Annotated in this window: 13 protein-coding genes; all 13 read right to left on the bottom strand. The window is 43.9% G+C overall.

The annotated features are described in order from the left end of the window. Positions 1 to 22: 22 nt before the first annotated feature. Positions 23 to 3,121: a SusC/RagA family TonB-linked outer membrane protein gene (locus ACEN82_RS08705; protein ID WP_413318963.1), complete on the bottom strand. Its 3,099-nt coding sequence runs from the start codon at positions 3,119 to 3,121 to the stop codon at positions 23 to 25. A 96-nt stretch (positions 3,122 to 3,217) separates the two neighbouring features. After that, entirely contained in the window at positions 3,218 to 4,222 is a 1,005-nt protein-coding gene (locus ACEN82_RS08700; RefSeq protein WP_413318965.1) for a DUF4961 domain-containing protein, read from the bottom strand. A gap of 24 nt (positions 4,223 to 4,246) precedes the next feature. After that, on the bottom strand, positions 4,247 to 4,690 hold the full coding sequence (locus tag ACEN82_RS08695) for a DUF5004 domain-containing protein (RefSeq protein WP_413318967.1): 444 nt from the start codon (positions 4,688 to 4,690) through the stop codon (positions 4,247 to 4,249). Between the two features lie 25 nt (positions 4,691 to 4,715). Further along, positions 4,716 to 6,467: a RagB/SusD family nutrient uptake outer membrane protein gene (locus ACEN82_RS08690; RefSeq protein WP_413318969.1), complete on the bottom strand. Its 1,752-nt coding sequence runs from the start codon at positions 6,465 to 6,467 to the stop codon at positions 4,716 to 4,718. Between the two features lie 285 nt (positions 6,468 to 6,752). Further along, positions 6,753 to 7,583, bottom strand: a complete 831-nt coding sequence (locus ACEN82_RS08685) for an alpha/beta hydrolase (RefSeq protein ID WP_413318971.1) — start codon at positions 7,581 to 7,583, stop codon at positions 6,753 to 6,755. 15 nt (positions 7,584 to 7,598) lie between these two features. Continuing rightward, complete coding sequence (locus tag ACEN82_RS08680; protein ID WP_413318973.1) at positions 7,599 to 8,984, bottom strand: SGNH/GDSL hydrolase family protein; 1,386 nt, start codon at positions 8,982 to 8,984, stop codon at positions 7,599 to 7,601. A 41-nt stretch (positions 8,985 to 9,025) separates the two neighbouring features. Continuing rightward, positions 9,026 to 10,720 carry an RICIN domain-containing protein gene (locus ACEN82_RS08675; protein ID WP_413318975.1) on the bottom strand — a complete coding sequence of 565 codons (1,695 nt, stop codon included), beginning with the start codon at positions 10,718 to 10,720 and terminating at the stop codon, positions 9,026 to 9,028. 130 nt (positions 10,721 to 10,850) lie between these two features. Beyond that, entirely contained in the window at positions 10,851 to 13,190 is a 2,340-nt protein-coding gene (locus tag ACEN82_RS08670; RefSeq protein WP_413318977.1) for a GH92 family glycosyl hydrolase, read from the bottom strand. Between the two features lie 402 nt (positions 13,191 to 13,592). Then, positions 13,593 to 14,651 carry an acetylxylan esterase gene (locus ACEN82_RS08665; protein ID WP_413318979.1) on the bottom strand — a complete coding sequence of 353 codons (1,059 nt, stop codon included), beginning with the start codon at positions 14,649 to 14,651 and terminating at the stop codon, positions 13,593 to 13,595. 248 nt (positions 14,652 to 14,899) lie between these two features. Beyond that, positions 14,900 to 15,313, bottom strand: a complete 414-nt coding sequence (locus tag ACEN82_RS08660) for an SRPBCC family protein (RefSeq protein WP_274989030.1) — start codon at positions 15,311 to 15,313, stop codon at positions 14,900 to 14,902. Between the two features lie 3 nt (positions 15,314 to 15,316). Then, positions 15,317 to 15,820, bottom strand: coding sequence for an SRPBCC family protein (locus ACEN82_RS08655; protein WP_413318982.1), 504 nt, complete (start codon positions 15,818 to 15,820; stop codon positions 15,317 to 15,319). Beyond that, on the bottom strand, positions 15,817 to 16,137 hold the full coding sequence (locus ACEN82_RS08650; RefSeq protein ID WP_091162735.1) for an ArsR/SmtB family transcription factor: 321 nt from the start codon (positions 16,135 to 16,137) through the stop codon (positions 15,817 to 15,819). Before ACEN82_RS08650 ends, ACEN82_RS08655 begins: the two co-directional genes overlap by 4 nt. 50 nt (positions 16,138 to 16,187) lie before the next feature. After that, on the bottom strand, positions 16,188 to 16,568 hold the full coding sequence (locus ACEN82_RS08645) for a MauE/DoxX family redox-associated membrane protein (protein ID WP_413318984.1): 381 nt from the start codon (positions 16,566 to 16,568) through the stop codon (positions 16,188 to 16,190). Positions 16,569 to 16,652: the final 84 nt, after the last annotated feature.

The following is a 16,652-nucleotide window of genomic DNA, read 5'->3' as shown; positions in this document are numbered from 1 at the left end:
AATATTTTTATGATGGCCAAAATCAAAGCTTAATGTTAACGCCGGCATTTATTACCCTTTGAATTGGGTAAGCAGTACCGTATACCTCCGGATCAAAATCTTTGTAGCCATACAGTGTATACAGGTTTTCGCCGTTCACAAATATTCTCAAACCCGATAGCCTGAGCTTATGTGCCCACTCATAAGGCAGATTGTAACCTACCTCGGCATTTTTTAGCCTTACATAATTGCCTTTGCGCAGGTACAAGGTTGAGTTGGCGGTATTATTGGCGTTACCTATTGATAACCTTGGCGCAGTAGCCGTAGCAGCGGTTTCGGGTGTCCACCGACCTAAAATGGTTTCGTACGCCTGCCCGCTGTAAGTAAGCCCGAGGAAACCCACACCTGCAAAGCCGTTCACCTGCGAGTTATTGAACATCAGCTCGCGGTTCGTCACGCCCTGTAACAGGAAACTCAGACTAAAACCTTTATAATTGAAGCCCGCCGAAAAGCCATAATAAACAAGCGGCCGGTTACCACCTATGGCCGAAACATCAAATTGGTTGATAATATGATCGCCGTTAAGGTCTTTGTATTTTACATCTCCTGCCTGTGCGCTGTAACCGGTAGTTGTTGCACTGGTGGCAGCATCCTGGGCATCCTTGAAATAACCGATAGCCGTGTAACCATAAATAGCGTTGGTTGAGCGGCCGGTGTGCCTGAGCCATGGGTAAGGATATGGCTCTTCGTCGCTAAAAATAATTTTAGACGATTGGATAGAGGCGTTACCCGAAATAAAGTAATTGAAATTTTGGACGTGGTTTTGATAAGTTAAAGTAAGTTCAGCGCCTTTGTAAAGATTAATACCTAAATTTTCGTAAGGATATGAGGTACCCAACAAAGCAATACTGTTTCCTCTAACCTGCAACAGATCATAATACCTGTCGTGGTAATAATCGGCAGTAATATTGAAATGATTATTAAACAGGGAGATATCGGCCCCTATATCCAGCTTACGGGCTTTTTCCCAGCGGATGTACGGGTTGGCCAATGTGTTTTCAAAATAACCCTGTACCGGGCTTTTGCTGGTACCTGTGCTGTATGAATAGCCCTGCGAAGGGCCGTAGGTTTGCAAAAAGTTATAGTAACCGTAATTATCTACGTTGTTGTTTCCGGTTTTACCATAGGTGGCGCGCCATTTCCATGAGTTTATCCAGCTGAAATTATCTTTAATAAAATCCTCTTTACCCATTTGCCAGCCAATACCGCCGGCGTAAAACAAGCCATATTGATTGCCCGGAGGATAACGGTTATAACCGCTACTGTTGACAGCCGCTTCAATAAAGTATTTACCATCATAATTATAACCCGCTTTTAATGCACGGTTTGTTGTTACCTGCGAAAGGTCATAGTTTAATACTACCGAGCGTACATCATACAGTGCCATACCGGTTATATTGCTTTTGCCAAAAGTCCTGTCGTAATTAACTGATGCCTGGGCAAACGAGTAGCGGGCGCTTGAAACCGTACTGAACGAATTGTTTTGCGCGACCGATGAGCCCACTGCCGAATAAGAACTGTCGGCGTTAAAAGAATAGGCATTATTTTGCAATGAGCGATTTAAAAAACTTTGCGATGAAAAAGCAAGGTTGCCTTTTGCCTTTGCCGACAAGCCTGGTGTTATGCTGCTGAGGTTATAATTCAGATCGAGGTTGGCCAGTACATCATTGCTGCTGGTGCGCTGATAGCCTGAAAACTCGGTTTGCGAAAGCAGGTTGTTGGTATATGTTGTTGTACCGCCAAATGTGTTATTTGGATTATAAAGCGGATATGCATTGTTTGGCGTGCTGTAAAGAGCGCCCAATATGTTTCCATACCCTGCCCCTGGCTGCGTGCTTTGCTGGATACGGCCAAATAACTGAAGATCGACAGTAAATTTTTTGGTTACGTTAACCGCGAGATCGGAGTTAATGATATAGCGGTTAAGATCATTATTGGTGTTGTAGGGTACAGCTGATGCGGTGCGGAACATCCCGGCCTGGTCAAGGTAGTTTAATGACACGCTGTACCGCGCTACCTGGGTACCGCCGTTAACATTAAGCTTGTAGCTGGTCATCGGCGAATTATCGCGCAATATGGTTTTAAACCAGTTAACGTCCGGATGTCGTAAAGGGTCGGTGTGGTTGCGGTAGGCGTTAAAATCGGCACTGCTGTAAAGGGCCGGCTTACCATCGTTTTGTAACGCTTCATTATATAAATACGCATATTGATAAGCAGGCAGCGGGTTTGGCAAGCCTAAAGGCTGCTGGGTGCCCGTTTGTGCAGTGAATGAAATATGCGGCGTACCCACCTGACCGCGTTTAGTAGTAATAAGTAAAGTACCGCGCGAACTGTTGATGCCCAGCATCATATTTGAAAGCGCATCCTTTAATACCGAAACCGATTCGATACTTTCCGGATCAAGCGACGCTATCTCACGCTGAACACCATCGATAATCGTTATCGGCCCCTGCCCTCTTAATGAAAGGCCGAACTCGGTATTGTCATTGGCCGAATAATTATTGTGCTGCACTACCGCCCCGATAAAATCATTTACAGTCTGCACGCCGGTTTGGGGTGCGGCGAAACCGCTATACTGCTGGGTATATAAACCGGGGAATTGCCCGGGTAAAGCATAGGTATACAAAGTTGCCGGTGTGCTGGTAAGCTGGTTGGTATAGATAGTTGATATGGCACCCACATTTTTTGATGTGCTTATGGTATCATAAAGCACATTAATGGTTTTAGGTGCCTGAATATAGGTATCTATGAGCCTCACCGTTAATTTAGCAGTGTTTTTAACAGTAACTTGCCGGGCGTTATAATTCGCGGCGGTAAATACCAGCGCATCTCCCTTTATGGCGTTGATGGCAAACATGCCGTCTTTACCGGTAGTTAGGGTACTATTTTTTCCTTTATTAATTACTTTAACACCCTGTAGTGGGTTACCATACTCATCAAGTACAATACCGCTTACCTGACCGGGCCGTGCAGGCGCCACGGAAGCTGTATCCTGCTGCATGGCTGCATAGCTGGTTTTAACCAGTAGCAGCATCAACAGCGTGATACCTGTTAAACATTTATTTACGTAGCAATAAGCCATATTTTTCAGGTTTAAAATTGTTGGCAAAAGGTTTAAATATCGTTTTAGCAAAAGCAATATTGTGTAGTGCATTTGCTTGTTATTTACATTTTCAGATCAACCGCATTTAAATGTATAGGTGAACGGGGCATCAGTATTACCATAGCCTACCTTTACCTTGCCCGTTTTATCTGTAAGGAAGTACTCCATTCTTGTGATGGTTTGCGTATCCCCTGCATTAAAGAATGATCTCGGCCAAAACGTAAGCTGGTACTTTTTACTGGTGGCAGTAGTTTGTTTCAATAATGTTTTAGTGGTTTGCTCACAAACTTTTATGGTTTTGCCATCGCTGGTGTAGGCCGTTGCGCACAGGTAAACTTCACTTGCGCCGCTTAACTGTGTATCGGTAACTGTACCATCAAAAGTCAGGGTTACAAAATCGTTATCCAATGATTTTGGCGGATCGATTGTGGTAAGCTGCGGGTTACAAAAGTCAACCAGGTCACCGCTGCCGCCGGTTACTTCAAAACAGGTATTACCAAGCAGCACGCTGTAATAAGTACCGTTGCCATCGCTGGTAAAACCGTTGCCGCTGTCGGTTATGGTATAGCCCAGTTTAACCAACATGTTATTATTATCGGCGCCTATTTTTGTTTTGATATTCAGGTCGACAATAAACTCTACCCCACCGGTATGGCTGTAGGCTTTATCAGTTTGGTAAGCCACCCATTCCATATCATCAATAAGGTTACCACCGTTACCGAAAGTTTTTTTCATGTATGCCGACCAGGTAAGGCCGTCGCCCTTTTTAGGTAAAGTACCGTCGGGGATCAGGGACATGGTTCCGTTACCTTGTTTGCTGGTGTACGTTATAGTGGTATTCTGCGCTGCCTTCCAGCCTTTAGGCACCAAAAAACCAAAAATGAGGTAGTCGGGGCCTCCATCTCCCACGGTAGGGATATCACAGTGTACCGTTATCGGCACAACTGAACCTACGGTAGCTGTGGCCGGCTGATCAACACTGGTAATTTGTTCGCCGCAGCAGGCTAAAGCAATACCCAGCACCACCAAAGCACACAGCTTCCATAAATTTTTACCTTTTATATGTAAATATGATCTCATAATTTATCGGTTGCTTTTAGTTTATCAATTGGCTTTTTCAAGCACGTACACATAAGTATTATTGGTACAGCCCGGACTGAATGTTATACTAAGCTGCCTTTTGCCGTTTACTATAGGATAAGTAAAAGCTGTTGAAACAGGCTTATCGCCCGTGGCAGTAAAGGTGATCTTAAACGGATACTGCGGATCATCAAGTGCAAAAGCACCGTCCTTGCTTACCAGGAAGGGCAATTTGTTCACCAGTGTATACCCTTTATCGGTAAAGCTGATCCTGAACTGGCTAAAATCAATAATGGAGGTTAAATCGGTGCCATTACGGGTAGCTTTGATCACCCGCCAGTTGCCGGCGATATCTTTGGGAGCCTCGCTTCCGGGTACTATCTTTTCGGTTTTACATGATGATACTGCCATCATAAAGACAGCTATCAGCAGCATGTAAAACCATTTTGCTTTGTAATTATATTTCATATCAATACTATTATACTGTTGGTGATTAATAGCCCGGATTCTGGATCAGTTCGGGCGATTTGGCTACCTCGCTTTGCGGGAAAGGCCACAGGTACATCGCTTTACGGAAATTGCGTTTGCGCACATCAAATTGTTTGTAGGCCACCGCAGCACCATCGCGGTCAACCTCCATGCCTTTGGTAACGATGTTGTCAGTTTGATCAGCAATTTTCCAGCGGCGCACATCCCAAAAGCGGTGCTCTTCAAAAGCCAGCTCAATACGGCGTTCATTTTGAATGGCTGTACGCATATCAGCCTGGCTTAAACCCGCGGGCAACTGGTATGGGTTTAAGCCCGCCCTTTGACGGATAGCCTCAACTGCCGAATAAACTAATGCGGTTGGCCCTTCATATTCATTAGCAGCTTCGGCATAGTTCAGCAGGATCTCGGCATAGCGGATCAATGGCAGGCAACGATCTGTCCGGTGCATAAAATCATTGGCTACGGCAGCCGGGTCGAGCATTTTATTGGTATAGTATCCGGTGGTAGTGCCAACATGTACGGCATCAGGCCCTGTTGTATTTCCGTTGTATTTGCCAACAAAAATATTTATGGGCGAGGTACCCGACGAAAGCCTGATTTGCAGAGGTGTTTGGTCATGGATGATGCTATAATCCAAACGCGGATCGCGGTTAGCATATGGATTATTGGGATTATAGTTTGATGTAGGGTCTGTTATACTTTTACCGTTGCTCATCGGGAAAGCATCAACCAATCCCTGCAGGGGGAAAGCACCGTTTTTGCCTGTACGGGTTGGCGGCTGCCATAAATTCTCTAAATCCACGTTGCCGGTCGGGCGCATCAACTGGAAAATATATTCGGTATTTACGCGCTTGGTAAACAGTTTTTGAAAGCCAAAACCCGGGGCAGTGGCATTGTCAACGTTGAGACTATATACGCCAGTTGAGATAACGGCAGCAGCCGCTTGTTCGGCAAGTCTCCAGCGTTCTTTATCGTAAGCCGGGTATCCCACCAATTCAAGCGTTTTACCCTCACCAATAGATTGCCCATTGAACAAAGGGCTTGCGGCATAAAGCAGCACCCTTGATTTTAAAGCAAGGCAGGTCCCTTTTGATGCACGGCCATAGTTTACCCCCGATTGCACAGTCGGCAGGTCCTGCGCTGCCGCGTCACACTCGGCAAGGATATAATTCACACAATCGGCATAGGTATTGCGGGCAGCCGGGATCTTATCCGTATAGGTGTAAACACTGTCGCCAAGTAAATGCACACCGCCGTAATGTTTCAGTAATATCGCATAATACCAGGCCCGTAAAAACCGCGCCTCGGCTTTCATTTGTGTTTTGACGAAATTATTGATTGGTGCCTTAGGTAAATTTTTAAGCAACTGGTTTACCGAGCGGATATTGGTATAACAGGTTTTATATGCATCATCGGTAACCACGGCGGCATTGATGGTGCCGGTTTCAAATGCCAGGGCTGTTGATCCGGCAGATGCTGATACTTCCGCTTCGTCGGAGGCAGCATCGATACCGCCGTTAGGCGTAGGCGAAAGTATTGGCCCGTAGGTAAACCTTCCTGCCGCCGCACTAAAACCAACATTGCTGTAAATGCCGGCTAAAAACGATACGGTATTAGCACTATCGGTAAACACTGTCTCCCCGGTTAGGTTTGATGTTTGTGTTTGTCCCAGGAAACCTTCCTTTTTACATGAAGTAAAAACAAGGAAGCCCCCGAAAACCGAATAAGCAAGAACCTTAAAGTAAAGTTTTTTCATACTATAGGGGTTAGTTAACATTATGCTTCGACAGAGAAAATATAAAATCGTTTTAGCAATTTTATATTTTAACCCGCGGAGCAAACGTTTTAAAAGCTGTTTGTTAATTGGTTTATAATTCAGATGTTGAAATCTGATACTAATATAGTTTATAAAAACGATTTAGCAAATTTTTCGAGTTATTTTTTTATAATTTTTAAAATCACAATTTCGATACTGGAATTTTAACAATTACAACATTTGCAATCGGTTGAAAATGTTGTAATTGTTATTATAAAAAGCTATCTATTTTATTCCTTCAAAAAAACGACTGAAATACAGTGCCTGGTAGTTAATGGAATTGCCCCAAAATTCCCAGGTATGGCTTCCCGGCCTTACAGTATAATCATGAGGAACTTTGCGTTCAAGCAGCTTTTCATGCAGTTCCTGGTTAGCCTGGTAAAGGAAATCGTCATAACCAACATCAAAAGTAATAGCAAGTGAGTTGGGTTTTAACAGGTAGATGAGGTTTACCACGCTGTTTTGTTCCCACCTGTCGGGGTGTTCGCTGTATTTACCCAATACGCGTTCGATGCCAAAACTATCCGGAAAAGGTCTGATATCAACCGCGCCACTCATGCTCCCGGCAGCACCAAATTTATCTAAATGCTTAAAAGCTATATACAACGCGCCATGCCCGCCCATACTCAAACCGGTTATGGCCCTCCCCTTTCGGTTGGTTATGGTTGAATAATGCTTATCAACCCAGTTCACCAGTTCGGTACCTACATAGGTTTCGTATTGCGAATCCTTAATGGTTGGGCTATCAAAATACCAGCCCGCGAAATCGCCGTCGGCACAAACTATAATAAAATGATAAGTATCGGCCAAACCGGCAACAGCAGGGACTTTTTTAATCCAATCGCTGTAATTGCCGCTAAAGCCATGCAGCAGGTATAATACCGGGTATTTTTTGGTGCTTGAATAATCGGCCGGCTTGATCACCACAGCTTTAATGTCTTTGTTCATTATGGTACTGTGGGTCAGCACCGTATCAACCGTTGCGGCGGCAGCTTTCAAACTGCAGACTGCAAAGCCAATAAACAATGGAATAAATAGTAACTTTTTATTATTCATCAGTATATAGTGATTTTATTTTGAGGCGATGATGGTGATGCGATGGTTTTGCGGTTTATTGATAGCATAGATCTGGTCGGTAAGTACATCCATTTCTTTTTGCCAGGCATCGCGCAGGCTTTTGTAGCGGGCACGGGTATAGTTATCTTTATTTCCGTTAACAAAAATGTCTTTTTTGGCATACTTGCTTATGGTATCCATAGCGGCGTTGGTATCATGGAACAACAAGCCTTTGCCTTTTAAAAAGTCAAACTGCATCCAGGTATACATGCGGATACGCCTTTCAATGTCCCAGCGCTCCTCGTTAAGTTCCCTGATCTGGATGGCCTGCTGATATTGCGGTGTTATAGTGATCTCGGCCAGGTTGATACCTGAGCCCAATTGCTCAGCCGACCAACTCCCCATTTTTTCTCCATCGATAAGGACATCATAATTAGCTGTTTTTAACCCTTTAACGGTAAGCAACTCCTGGTTCATTTCTTTGGTAAAAGGCACAACCTTAAGCGCATCGGCTTGTTTTTTTCGGTTTCCCCAACCACGCGGAATAGTATCAATAGGATAAGGCAATGAATTTGCGAGGTAATTGAACGATACGGAATCTGCCGAAGAAACCACGTTAGTTACTTTACAATTCACCGCCTTAATGGTCTTTTTACTTTTAGCGTCAACAGCCACATCAGCCACTACTTTATTGCTGAAGCCCTGCGCCTTTAGAAAAAGATAAGCCATCACGAGGTGCCCGTCGTTGTCAGGATGCACCCTGTCATTAGGCGTTAAGCTGAAGGTGGAATCTTTGGCTTGCTCACGCAGATTGATCTCTGTCATGGGGTGGTAGAAATCAACATAACCCCAGTTATTTCTTTTCGCTGCTGCTTGCTGAAAATCGATCACCTTTGAAAAAGCCGCACTTTTTTTAGGATAGATGTTTTTGACAGTAAACTTGCTGGTTTCGTCATAAGGCGAACCGAGAATAAAAATTTTACGGACCTCGGGGTGTTGCTTTAGTTTGTTTTCCAGCAGTGCATAGTTATCGTATGAGCCCTGGATCCTTTTATCCATAACATCCTGTGCATCGGGACGGTACCATTCAAAATAACCGGTGTCGTTCATGCCCCAGGTAAGGGTTAACACATTTGGCTTTTTGCTGAACACATCATCTTCAAAACGGTCGTTGATCTGCCCTACAACATCGCCGCCAATGCCGGCGTTATAGCAGGTTATCCGCATGTTAGGGAAACGGGTCATATAATACAACCATATGTACGAGTGGTAATGGCCCCCATCTGTAATGCTGTTGCCAACAAAAGCCACCCGGTCACCCGCGCGAAATGGCGCTATGTTTTGGGCAGTTACTGCTCCCCGCGCTGCTATCAGTACTAATAATAAAATCAACTTTTTCATTAACTGTTAATTATAATGTGTCAGCAAAAAATAAATTCAAACTATAAACCCACCAGGCTGTACGGAACCCTTACTGCTTTTACCTGGTAAAAGTTAGGATCCTGGTTATTATTTACGCAGGTGGTTGTGCTGCAGCTGCCGCCATCACCGTTATAATTAAGGCAATAGGTAACAAGCAATTCATTGTGTCCGTTTATAAACTCAGCGTGGATGGCCGGGGTATAGTACTTAGCCAAATGGCCCTGGTAAACATCATTGATGGTGAAAACCATTTTAGGCGCAGCGAAAGGCCCCTTAGGGCTGTCGGCTGTTGATATGTAGATATTGTGGCTCGCCGGATCACAAAAATAGCCCAGGTCCATTTGCATCATTACATATTTATTGTTCACTTTTGATATGGTTACATTTTGCTGGGTGGTATTGCCCGCACCTACGTTTATGGCTGCTGCCGAAGCGGTTGTACGGGTTGACGACCATGAAGAGCCTGTCCAGAACGACCAGTTAGATGGATTACTTACCGGGAAGCGGGCCAGGAATACATTGGACGTATTGAAGAAAACGCTTTTGCTTCCGTAAACATATACCGAGTCGTTAGTAGCGTTTTTAACCATCCCGTTTGAAAACCCGGTTTCTGTTTGGCCCGACATGCCCGCAGGTGTTAACCGTGCGGCTGTACCCCAGTTAAGTCCGGATGTATTTTGAGTTAAGTCATAAAGCACCTGGTTTTCGGGCGTAGCTCCGTTGGCCGATTCAAATGTGTAAAGATAAACGTGGCTACCGGCCTCAATTCCTGCACCGGGCCAGCGATAGGTTGAGTTATGATCGCCCGGGCTTTCAATGATCTCCATGCTGTTTACCGGCGAATTATTGGTAGTGATATTTGGCGTAAGTGATTGATCCCAGCTGTGACTGGCCGGCTGCAGCAGGGCCGAATTGTGATACTTAAAAAACTGGCAATACAACTGTCCGTTACTTTGAAGCTGTGACGATTCATAAGCATCCTCAGTTATCCAAAGCACTTTTCCGTTGTTGGCGCCATAGGTAAGCGGGATACTTTTTCCCTCATCAAAAGCCACGGTGCCATTGGTACGGTGAAAAAAGTTCACGACATCATCGTCGCGGTAAGCCTCGGCTGTAAGCCCGTTAAGCAGCCAGGTTTGCGCCGTATTGCCGGCAACAAATACTTCCTGGGTAATAGGCGTACCATTAGCGGCAGATGATCCATGATTGGTGACCGCAAGGCCATTACCCACATTAATAATTTTATAAACACCGGTACTTACTGCCTGAATATACCATTGCTGGGCATTGTTGGTGTTGGCTTTATCCTGCCATAGGCCTGTACCGGGATTCGTGGTGGCCAAAGGTACTTCCAGATATTTACCGCTGGCTACGTTCATGATCTTAAATTTGGTGGTGCTGGTTATAGCACCGCTGCCCTGTTGTACAATTATCCATTTTTGGTTGGGAGCCGTAGCTGTACCGCTGCCCGAGTATTGGTTTTGTTGCGCACCGGTGCCATCGTTAAGCATACCGCTGCTATTAATTTCAATAGCTTTACCGCTTAAAACGTTGGTGATAAAAAAGGTTCCGTATGAGCTTACCGGCGATCCGCTGGTTAGTTGTACGGAATCTGTGCGTACAAAAGGTTTGGGGTATTTAACGGCAGCTTGTTTACTGCATGATGCCAGCAAAGCCATAGCCGTCATGGTACAGGTGAACAGGTTTGTTTTCATAATTTGGTTTGGTTTATAATTTGGTTTGATGTTTGGTTAGTGCTGTAAAATCGTTTAATTTATAAAATCGATTTAGCAATTTTATATAGAAAATCCCCTTTCATCTTTCCTTCACGCATATCCTAAATTATCAGATCCCCCAGTTTTTATTGGGTATTGCACCCATACTTAACTCAAGCGTGCCGCCTGCAACAATATCCTTATAATCGATATAGCATTTATTATAAGTTTTGCCGTTAAGCTTTGCCTCCTGTATATAAATGTTTTTTGCCGAATTATTTTTGGCGATGATGGTAAAGGTTTTACCCTTTGCGTATTTAGGATCAAGCTTTAACGATACTTTATTGAATACCGGACTGGTGATCTCCTGCCTGGTATCGCCGGGACAAACGGGATGCAAGCCACTCGCTGCCAATACATACCAGGCCGACATCTGCCCCACATCTTCGTTGCCTACCAAACCCTCGACGGAGTTTTTATAAGCCCGGCGGCAGATCTCACGGGTCCATTTCTGGGTAAGCCATGGAGCGCCCAACCTGTTATATAAAAATGGAACATGGTGTACAGGCTCATTGGAGTGATTGTAGTAATCGTTCCACATCATGTTATCGGGCGTTTTTTCAAAAAGATTGTTCAGATCGGCTATCACTTTTTCCCTGCCGCCCATCAGCTTTGCCATACCATCAACATCCTGCGGTACAAACCATCCCTGCTGATAAGGGTTGCTCTCTACACAGCCATACCACTGTTTAACACGTCCCTCTACAGGCCACGGAAGCCAGTTGCCGGTACTATCCTTAGGTCGGAACCAACCTTTATCCGCGTCAAAGATGTTTTTAAATGCCTCTCCCCTTTCGCCGTATTTTTTTACGTCTTGTGTTTTGTTAAGCGCTTTTGCAAGCTGTGTAACGCACCAATCATTATAGGCGTATTCAAGCGTATAGCTTATGCTGCCACCACCCGGAGTAAAACCCTTATCGCCATTGCCAAATTTTTCAACAGTGCTCACCGCTAATTTATAGGCATCTGGTATATTATAATTACGAATGCCTTTAGCATAAGCATCGGCCATTACAGCTACAGCCGGGTTGCCAAGCATACATCCGCTGTAAGCATTTAATAACTCCCAGCGTTCCAGGTAATCTTTCTTCTTTTCGTTGGCAAGCGTAACCAGCGAATTAACCAGGTCATTAACCAGCGAAGGGTTAATAATGGTTTGTAAAGGCATCTGGCTCCTGAAAACGTCCCACCCGCTAAATATGGTACGTTTTTTAAATGTTGTAGTATGATGCACCTTACCATCACCACCCATATATTGCCCGGTAACATCGCTTACAATGCGGGGATCAATCATGGTGTGATACAGCGCCGTGTAAAACACCGTTTTTTGCTCAGTATTGCCCCCCTGGATACTTACTTTTGATAAGGCATTATTCCAGAGGTTAACGGTATGCTGATGAACAGCGTCGAAATTCCAGTCCTTTATTTCGGCTTGTAAATTGGCCTTAGCTCCTGCTATGCTTACGAATGAGATACCCGATTTAAGCAACACCTGTTCACCGGCTTTGGTAGCAAATTCGCTATAAAAACCAAGATGTTTTCCCTGCTTTTCCCTCAAACCTTTAAGGATCTCAGCATCAGCTACGCGTTCCTGGTATTTATCGTCGGTAACATCGTCCAGCTTACGGCCCCAGTCGCTTGGAATATCGGCACTCCAGATACCATAGTTTTTAAGCGGCTTGCTGAATTGTGCATAAAAATACACTGTATAATCTGCATGTCCGTCACCATTGCCCCAGCCGCCACCGTCTGGGGTGCATTTCATAAAGCCCTCAATAGTGTGGTCATCAACTACTTTTACATATTGCATTGTTGACGTTCCCCCTACCCTCCGGGCCAGATCAATCTGGATACGCGATTGTTTATTTTGTGAAAAGGTAAAGCGCAACATGCCGCTATGAGGGGCGGCAGTGGCTTCGGCCCTGATATGATTATCAGTTAGCAGAACACTGTAATATCCGGCCGATGCTTTTTCAGTGCTTTTATCGTAAGCAGAACGATATCCAACCCCTTTAGTGCCTGGTTTACCGGCACTGGTTTTAATTGGCCCCGCTGTAGGCATTACCAAAAAATTCCCCAGATCGCCATACCAGCCAATGCCACTCATTTGAGTAAAGGCAAAGCCTTCAATACTTTTATGTTCATAGCTATAGCCCGAGCCATTGTCGCCTCCGGTTATGGTGTTTGGGCTTAACTGTACAAGCCCGTAAGGTGAGGCAGCGCCCGGAAACGTTTTACCTAAGCCATGGTAAACCCCTGCTCCATCGGCGCTGGTGCTGGCTCCTATAAAAGGATTAACATAGGAAGCCGCATTTTGCGCTTTAAGCACTGTTGCCGGAATAAACAACATACCCGCGGCAAATACGGTTATTAAACATTTTTTTAAGGCTGGCAGTGTAGTTATGTTCATAATAGTAGTACCGGATAGAACGCTTCGTTTACCGTAAGTTTTTTTTGACAGATAAACCTTCAGAACTAAAATTGACCGGTATTTATTAATTGGTTATTGCACGACCAAATTATATAATAAAATCGATTTAGCAAATTTTTGTTAATTTTATTTTTAAGGCTTAGCTGTGTTTAAATTAGCGACTCATTAATTATTCAATAAAATTCATTGCCGTTGACTTTAGTCAACGGAATAATGCCGGAAATTTAAGGGGCTTTAGCCAAAATACCATCTGAATTTGGCTAAAGCCCTCTCCTCATTGGTTATTTTACCGTTGGCTGAAGCCAACGGCAATGAATAAATCACTCTTTAAACAGCTTCTTAGAAATACTTAATGGCTTCCCTTAATATTACAATGCTGTATTACAACCATTTGCTAAACCAATCCAACGTCATTTTAAAATGTTCCGGCGTAGATGTATGGAATAGCTTTGGCGTTACATCGCGCATAATCTTATCGGTTGCCCCTTTCGATCTATATGCTTGTATGGCCGAAGCGTAAGCTATGTTTGCTCCGGGAAGCGGGCAATTGGGATCATTTTCTGTGCCTACAATCAACATGGCACGGGGCGCTATCAATCGCAGCATCGACGGACAGTCGAACTCGTCGGTGATACCGGGTAATAGTTTATCCCATACAGCCTGTACATTATGCATGTTTAATACCGAATCGCCAAGGTCTTTAGCTGCCTGCAAATGCGTTCCCCGGATAGTACCTGCACGCCCCTGCCATTTATCATTATCCAACGACCATTTGAAACTCTGCACTGCAATATCCAGTACAATTACTTTTATCCGCTTATCTATTGATGCCGCAAGCCATGTTTCCATCCCTCCCATGGATATGCCGCCCATACCAATGCGGTTGGCATCTACATCAGGCCTGCTTGCCAGGTAATCGGTTACCCGCCAAAGATCGAAAGCGGTATCAAACAAAAATGGATGCGTTTGATGGGCTTTGTCCTTATTTTCCCAGGCAGCGGTAGCAGCTGCTACGTATTCCTTTGAGCCATGAGCGCCTCCGGCAATGCGTTCACCATGAAAGCGGGCATCAATGGCTACTCCCATGATCCCTCTTTTAACCAATTGGTACAACATCTTTTTGTTGTCTTCCTTTTTACCACCTGTACCATGTAAAAAAATTACAGCGGGATGTGGCTTGGTCCCGGTAACCGGCTTATAAATAAGAACAGGTACCCGCTCATTCTTTTCGCTATAAATAAAACCGTGTTCTATAATAACTGAATCTGTATGAATGATAGTAAAAGATAGATTTAACGGAACACGAGGCCTTTCTAACAATTTTTTAAAATCAGCGGCAACCTTATCAACAGGAGGATAATTTATTTGCTGCGCAAATGGAAGCAAAGAGCATAACGATAATGTAATGCAGGCACAAAGCACTTTGATCTTAAACAACATAACATGATTAATTTACCTGTACAATGTATAAAATATGAGGCTTGATAAATGTAACAATACTAACATGCAATGTGAGAATATTGAAGTGTACAGGCCGGTACAGGAAGCGGGGACTTGGTAAAAAGAATAATAGTTTTGTTGAGTACATTTTCCTACTCCTAAACTAAGGGCAGAGTAAAAAGTACAAAAGCTGAATGTCTCCATCCAGCTTCTGTAAAAATACCATTAACGGTAACTTTCTGAGCACGTTAATTTTCTTCGGCGTATTTCTTAAAGTTGTTAAGTATCGCCTGCCAGCCGTTTTTTTGCATTTCAAGAGGATTTTGATCTTCAGGATCGAAAGCTACCTCAACTTCAGTTTGATTGTCATTGGCTTTGAAGGCAACCGAGGCCTGCCTGCCGTTTGGCATGGTATAGGTAAACTTTTCGCCATCAACAATTTCGTCATAAGTAGCTTCAAAGTCAAAACCGAAGCTCCCATCTTTGGCTTCCATTCTTGCCGAGTATTTTCCGCCTACCCGCATATCATTTGATGCAGAAGGACATTGCCACGAAGGATCGGCAAAGTTCCATTTGGTAATGTGTTCGGGATTGGTGTAATAATCCCAAACTTTTTTAGCATCTGCATTTACCGTAGCGGTAACAGTGATCTTATTGCTCATTTCTTACTTTTTTAAGGTTAATAATAATTGGTCAAGTTTTTCGAGGGTTGCCATCATTCCTTGTTCCATGCCCATCTGGATAACCGTTTCCAAATCTGAAAGCGATTTATAAGTTACAATGGTTTCTACCAAAGCGTTTTCTCCTTTATCGGTGAAATTTACAAGCCACTCCGCGCGGGGAAGATCTTTATTTATTTCACCTTCTGCATTACAAAAAGCATCCAATGATGTATAGTAATCAATGGGTTTGATTTTCAGATAGTCTGCCCAGCCCCAATATTCTGTACCGTTGGGCTCTACCATGGCATAATGCCAGTGGCCACCTTCGCTAAAGTCCATGGATTTGGTTTTGGTGGTTAAGGGCGCGGGTGCAAACCATTGATCGAGCAATTCGCTTTTAGTATAACAGTCCCAAACCAATGGTCTGTCGGCTAAAAACTCACGTCTGATGGTCAGCGTATTTTTTACTTTGTCGGCAATAAAATCAAAGTGCAAGTTATTTTTCATTTTTGTTGTTTTTTTAAGGTAGCTAAAAGGTTATCGAGTTGCAGGAAGCGGGTCTCCCATATTTTTCGGAATTGCTCCAGCCATTTGTCTATTTCTTTCATTTTGTCAATCTCCAATAGATAATAAATCTCCCGGCCCCGATGCTCCGGTTTCACCAGTTCACATTCGGTTAAAACCCGCAAATGCTTTGAAATTGCCTGTCGGGTAGTATCAAAATGTTCGGCAATGGCATTGGGTGTCATTGCCTGCAATGCTATTAAAGCGATAATAGCTCTGCGGGTAGGGTCGGCAACAGCCTGAAAAATGTCTCTTCTCATTGAAGTACTATTTACGAACCGGTTAATAAGACCGCCGGTTCATTTAAAACTTATTTCCTGATCATAGGCAGGTATTTTTCCCAATTGTCAATAATTACCCAAAGAACAATTGCGATCAATACTAATACGATAGGTAAACCTGATGGGGCCATACTAATATTAGCCAATAAAATACCGGTTAAAAGAGGTACAAGTACTAATGCGCCGAGCGCCCTGGTTCTTGGAATAATCAATAATAAACCGCCAAGGATTTCCATGGCACCCACCAGCGGCATTAGCCAGGCTATTTGCATAAAGGCATGCCCCGCTTTCACCATTTTTTCGGGCATTTCTTTAGGCATGGGCATGTAATGAAAAAATTTGTCAAGACCGGCGTTGATAAACATTAGCCCGGTTAACAGGCATAAAACAAATAGGATTTTACTTTTCATGGTTTGGTTTATTTTAAATAAGAAACTGATTGGTTGCAAATATATGTGCAACTAATTGGTTTCGCAAATTTATTTTGATTTTTT

The organism is Mucilaginibacter sp. Mucisp73 (assembly GCF_059491465.1).
Note: the sequence above shows the minus strand (reverse complement) of the source record. Positions and strands in the feature narration are given on the sequence as shown.

Bases quoted from the DNA above. Each gene is read 5' to 3' on its own strand.
- ACEN82_RS08680 (WP_413318973.1), bottom strand. From the start codon at position 8,984: ATGAAAAAGTTGATTTTATTATTAGTACTGATAGCAGCGCGGGGAGCA.
- ACEN82_RS08655 (WP_413318982.1), bottom strand. From the start codon at position 15,820: ATGAAAAATAACTTGCACTTTGATTTTATTGCCGACAAAGTAAAAAAT.
- ACEN82_RS08690 (WP_413318969.1), bottom strand. From the start codon at position 6,467: ATGAAAAAACTTTACTTTAAGGTTCTTGCTTATTCGGTTTTCGGGGGC.
- ACEN82_RS08675 (WP_413318975.1), bottom strand. From the start codon at position 10,720: ATGAAAACAAACCTGTTCACCTGTACCATGACGGCTATGGCTTTGCTG.
- ACEN82_RS08695 (WP_413318967.1), bottom strand. From the start codon at position 4,690: ATGAAATATAATTACAAAGCAAAATGGTTTTACATGCTGCTGATAGCT.
- ACEN82_RS08660 (WP_274989030.1), bottom strand. From the start codon at position 15,313: ATGAGCAATAAGATCACTGTTACCGCTACGGTAAATGCAGATGCTAAA.
- ACEN82_RS08665 (WP_413318979.1), bottom strand. From the start codon at position 14,651: ATGTTGTTTAAGATCAAAGTGCTTTGTGCCTGCATTACATTATCGTTA.
- ACEN82_RS08650 (WP_091162735.1), bottom strand. From the start codon at position 16,137: ATGAGAAGAGACATTTTTCAGGCTGTTGCCGACCCTACCCGCAGAGCT.
- ACEN82_RS08645 (WP_413318984.1), bottom strand. From the start codon at position 16,568: ATGAAAAGTAAAATCCTATTTGTTTTATGCCTGTTAACCGGGCTAATG.
- ACEN82_RS08685 (WP_413318971.1), bottom strand. From the start codon at position 7,583: ATGAATAATAAAAAGTTACTATTTATTCCATTGTTTATTGGCTTTGCA.
- ACEN82_RS08670 (WP_413318977.1), bottom strand. From the start codon at position 13,190: ATGAACATAACTACACTGCCAGCCTTAAAAAAATGTTTAATAACCGTA.
- ACEN82_RS08705 (WP_413318963.1), bottom strand. From the start codon at position 3,121: ATGGCTTATTGCTACGTAAATAAATGTTTAACAGGTATCACGCTGTTG.
- ACEN82_RS08700 (WP_413318965.1), bottom strand. From the start codon at position 4,222: ATGAGATCATATTTACATATAAAAGGTAAAAATTTATGGAAGCTGTGT.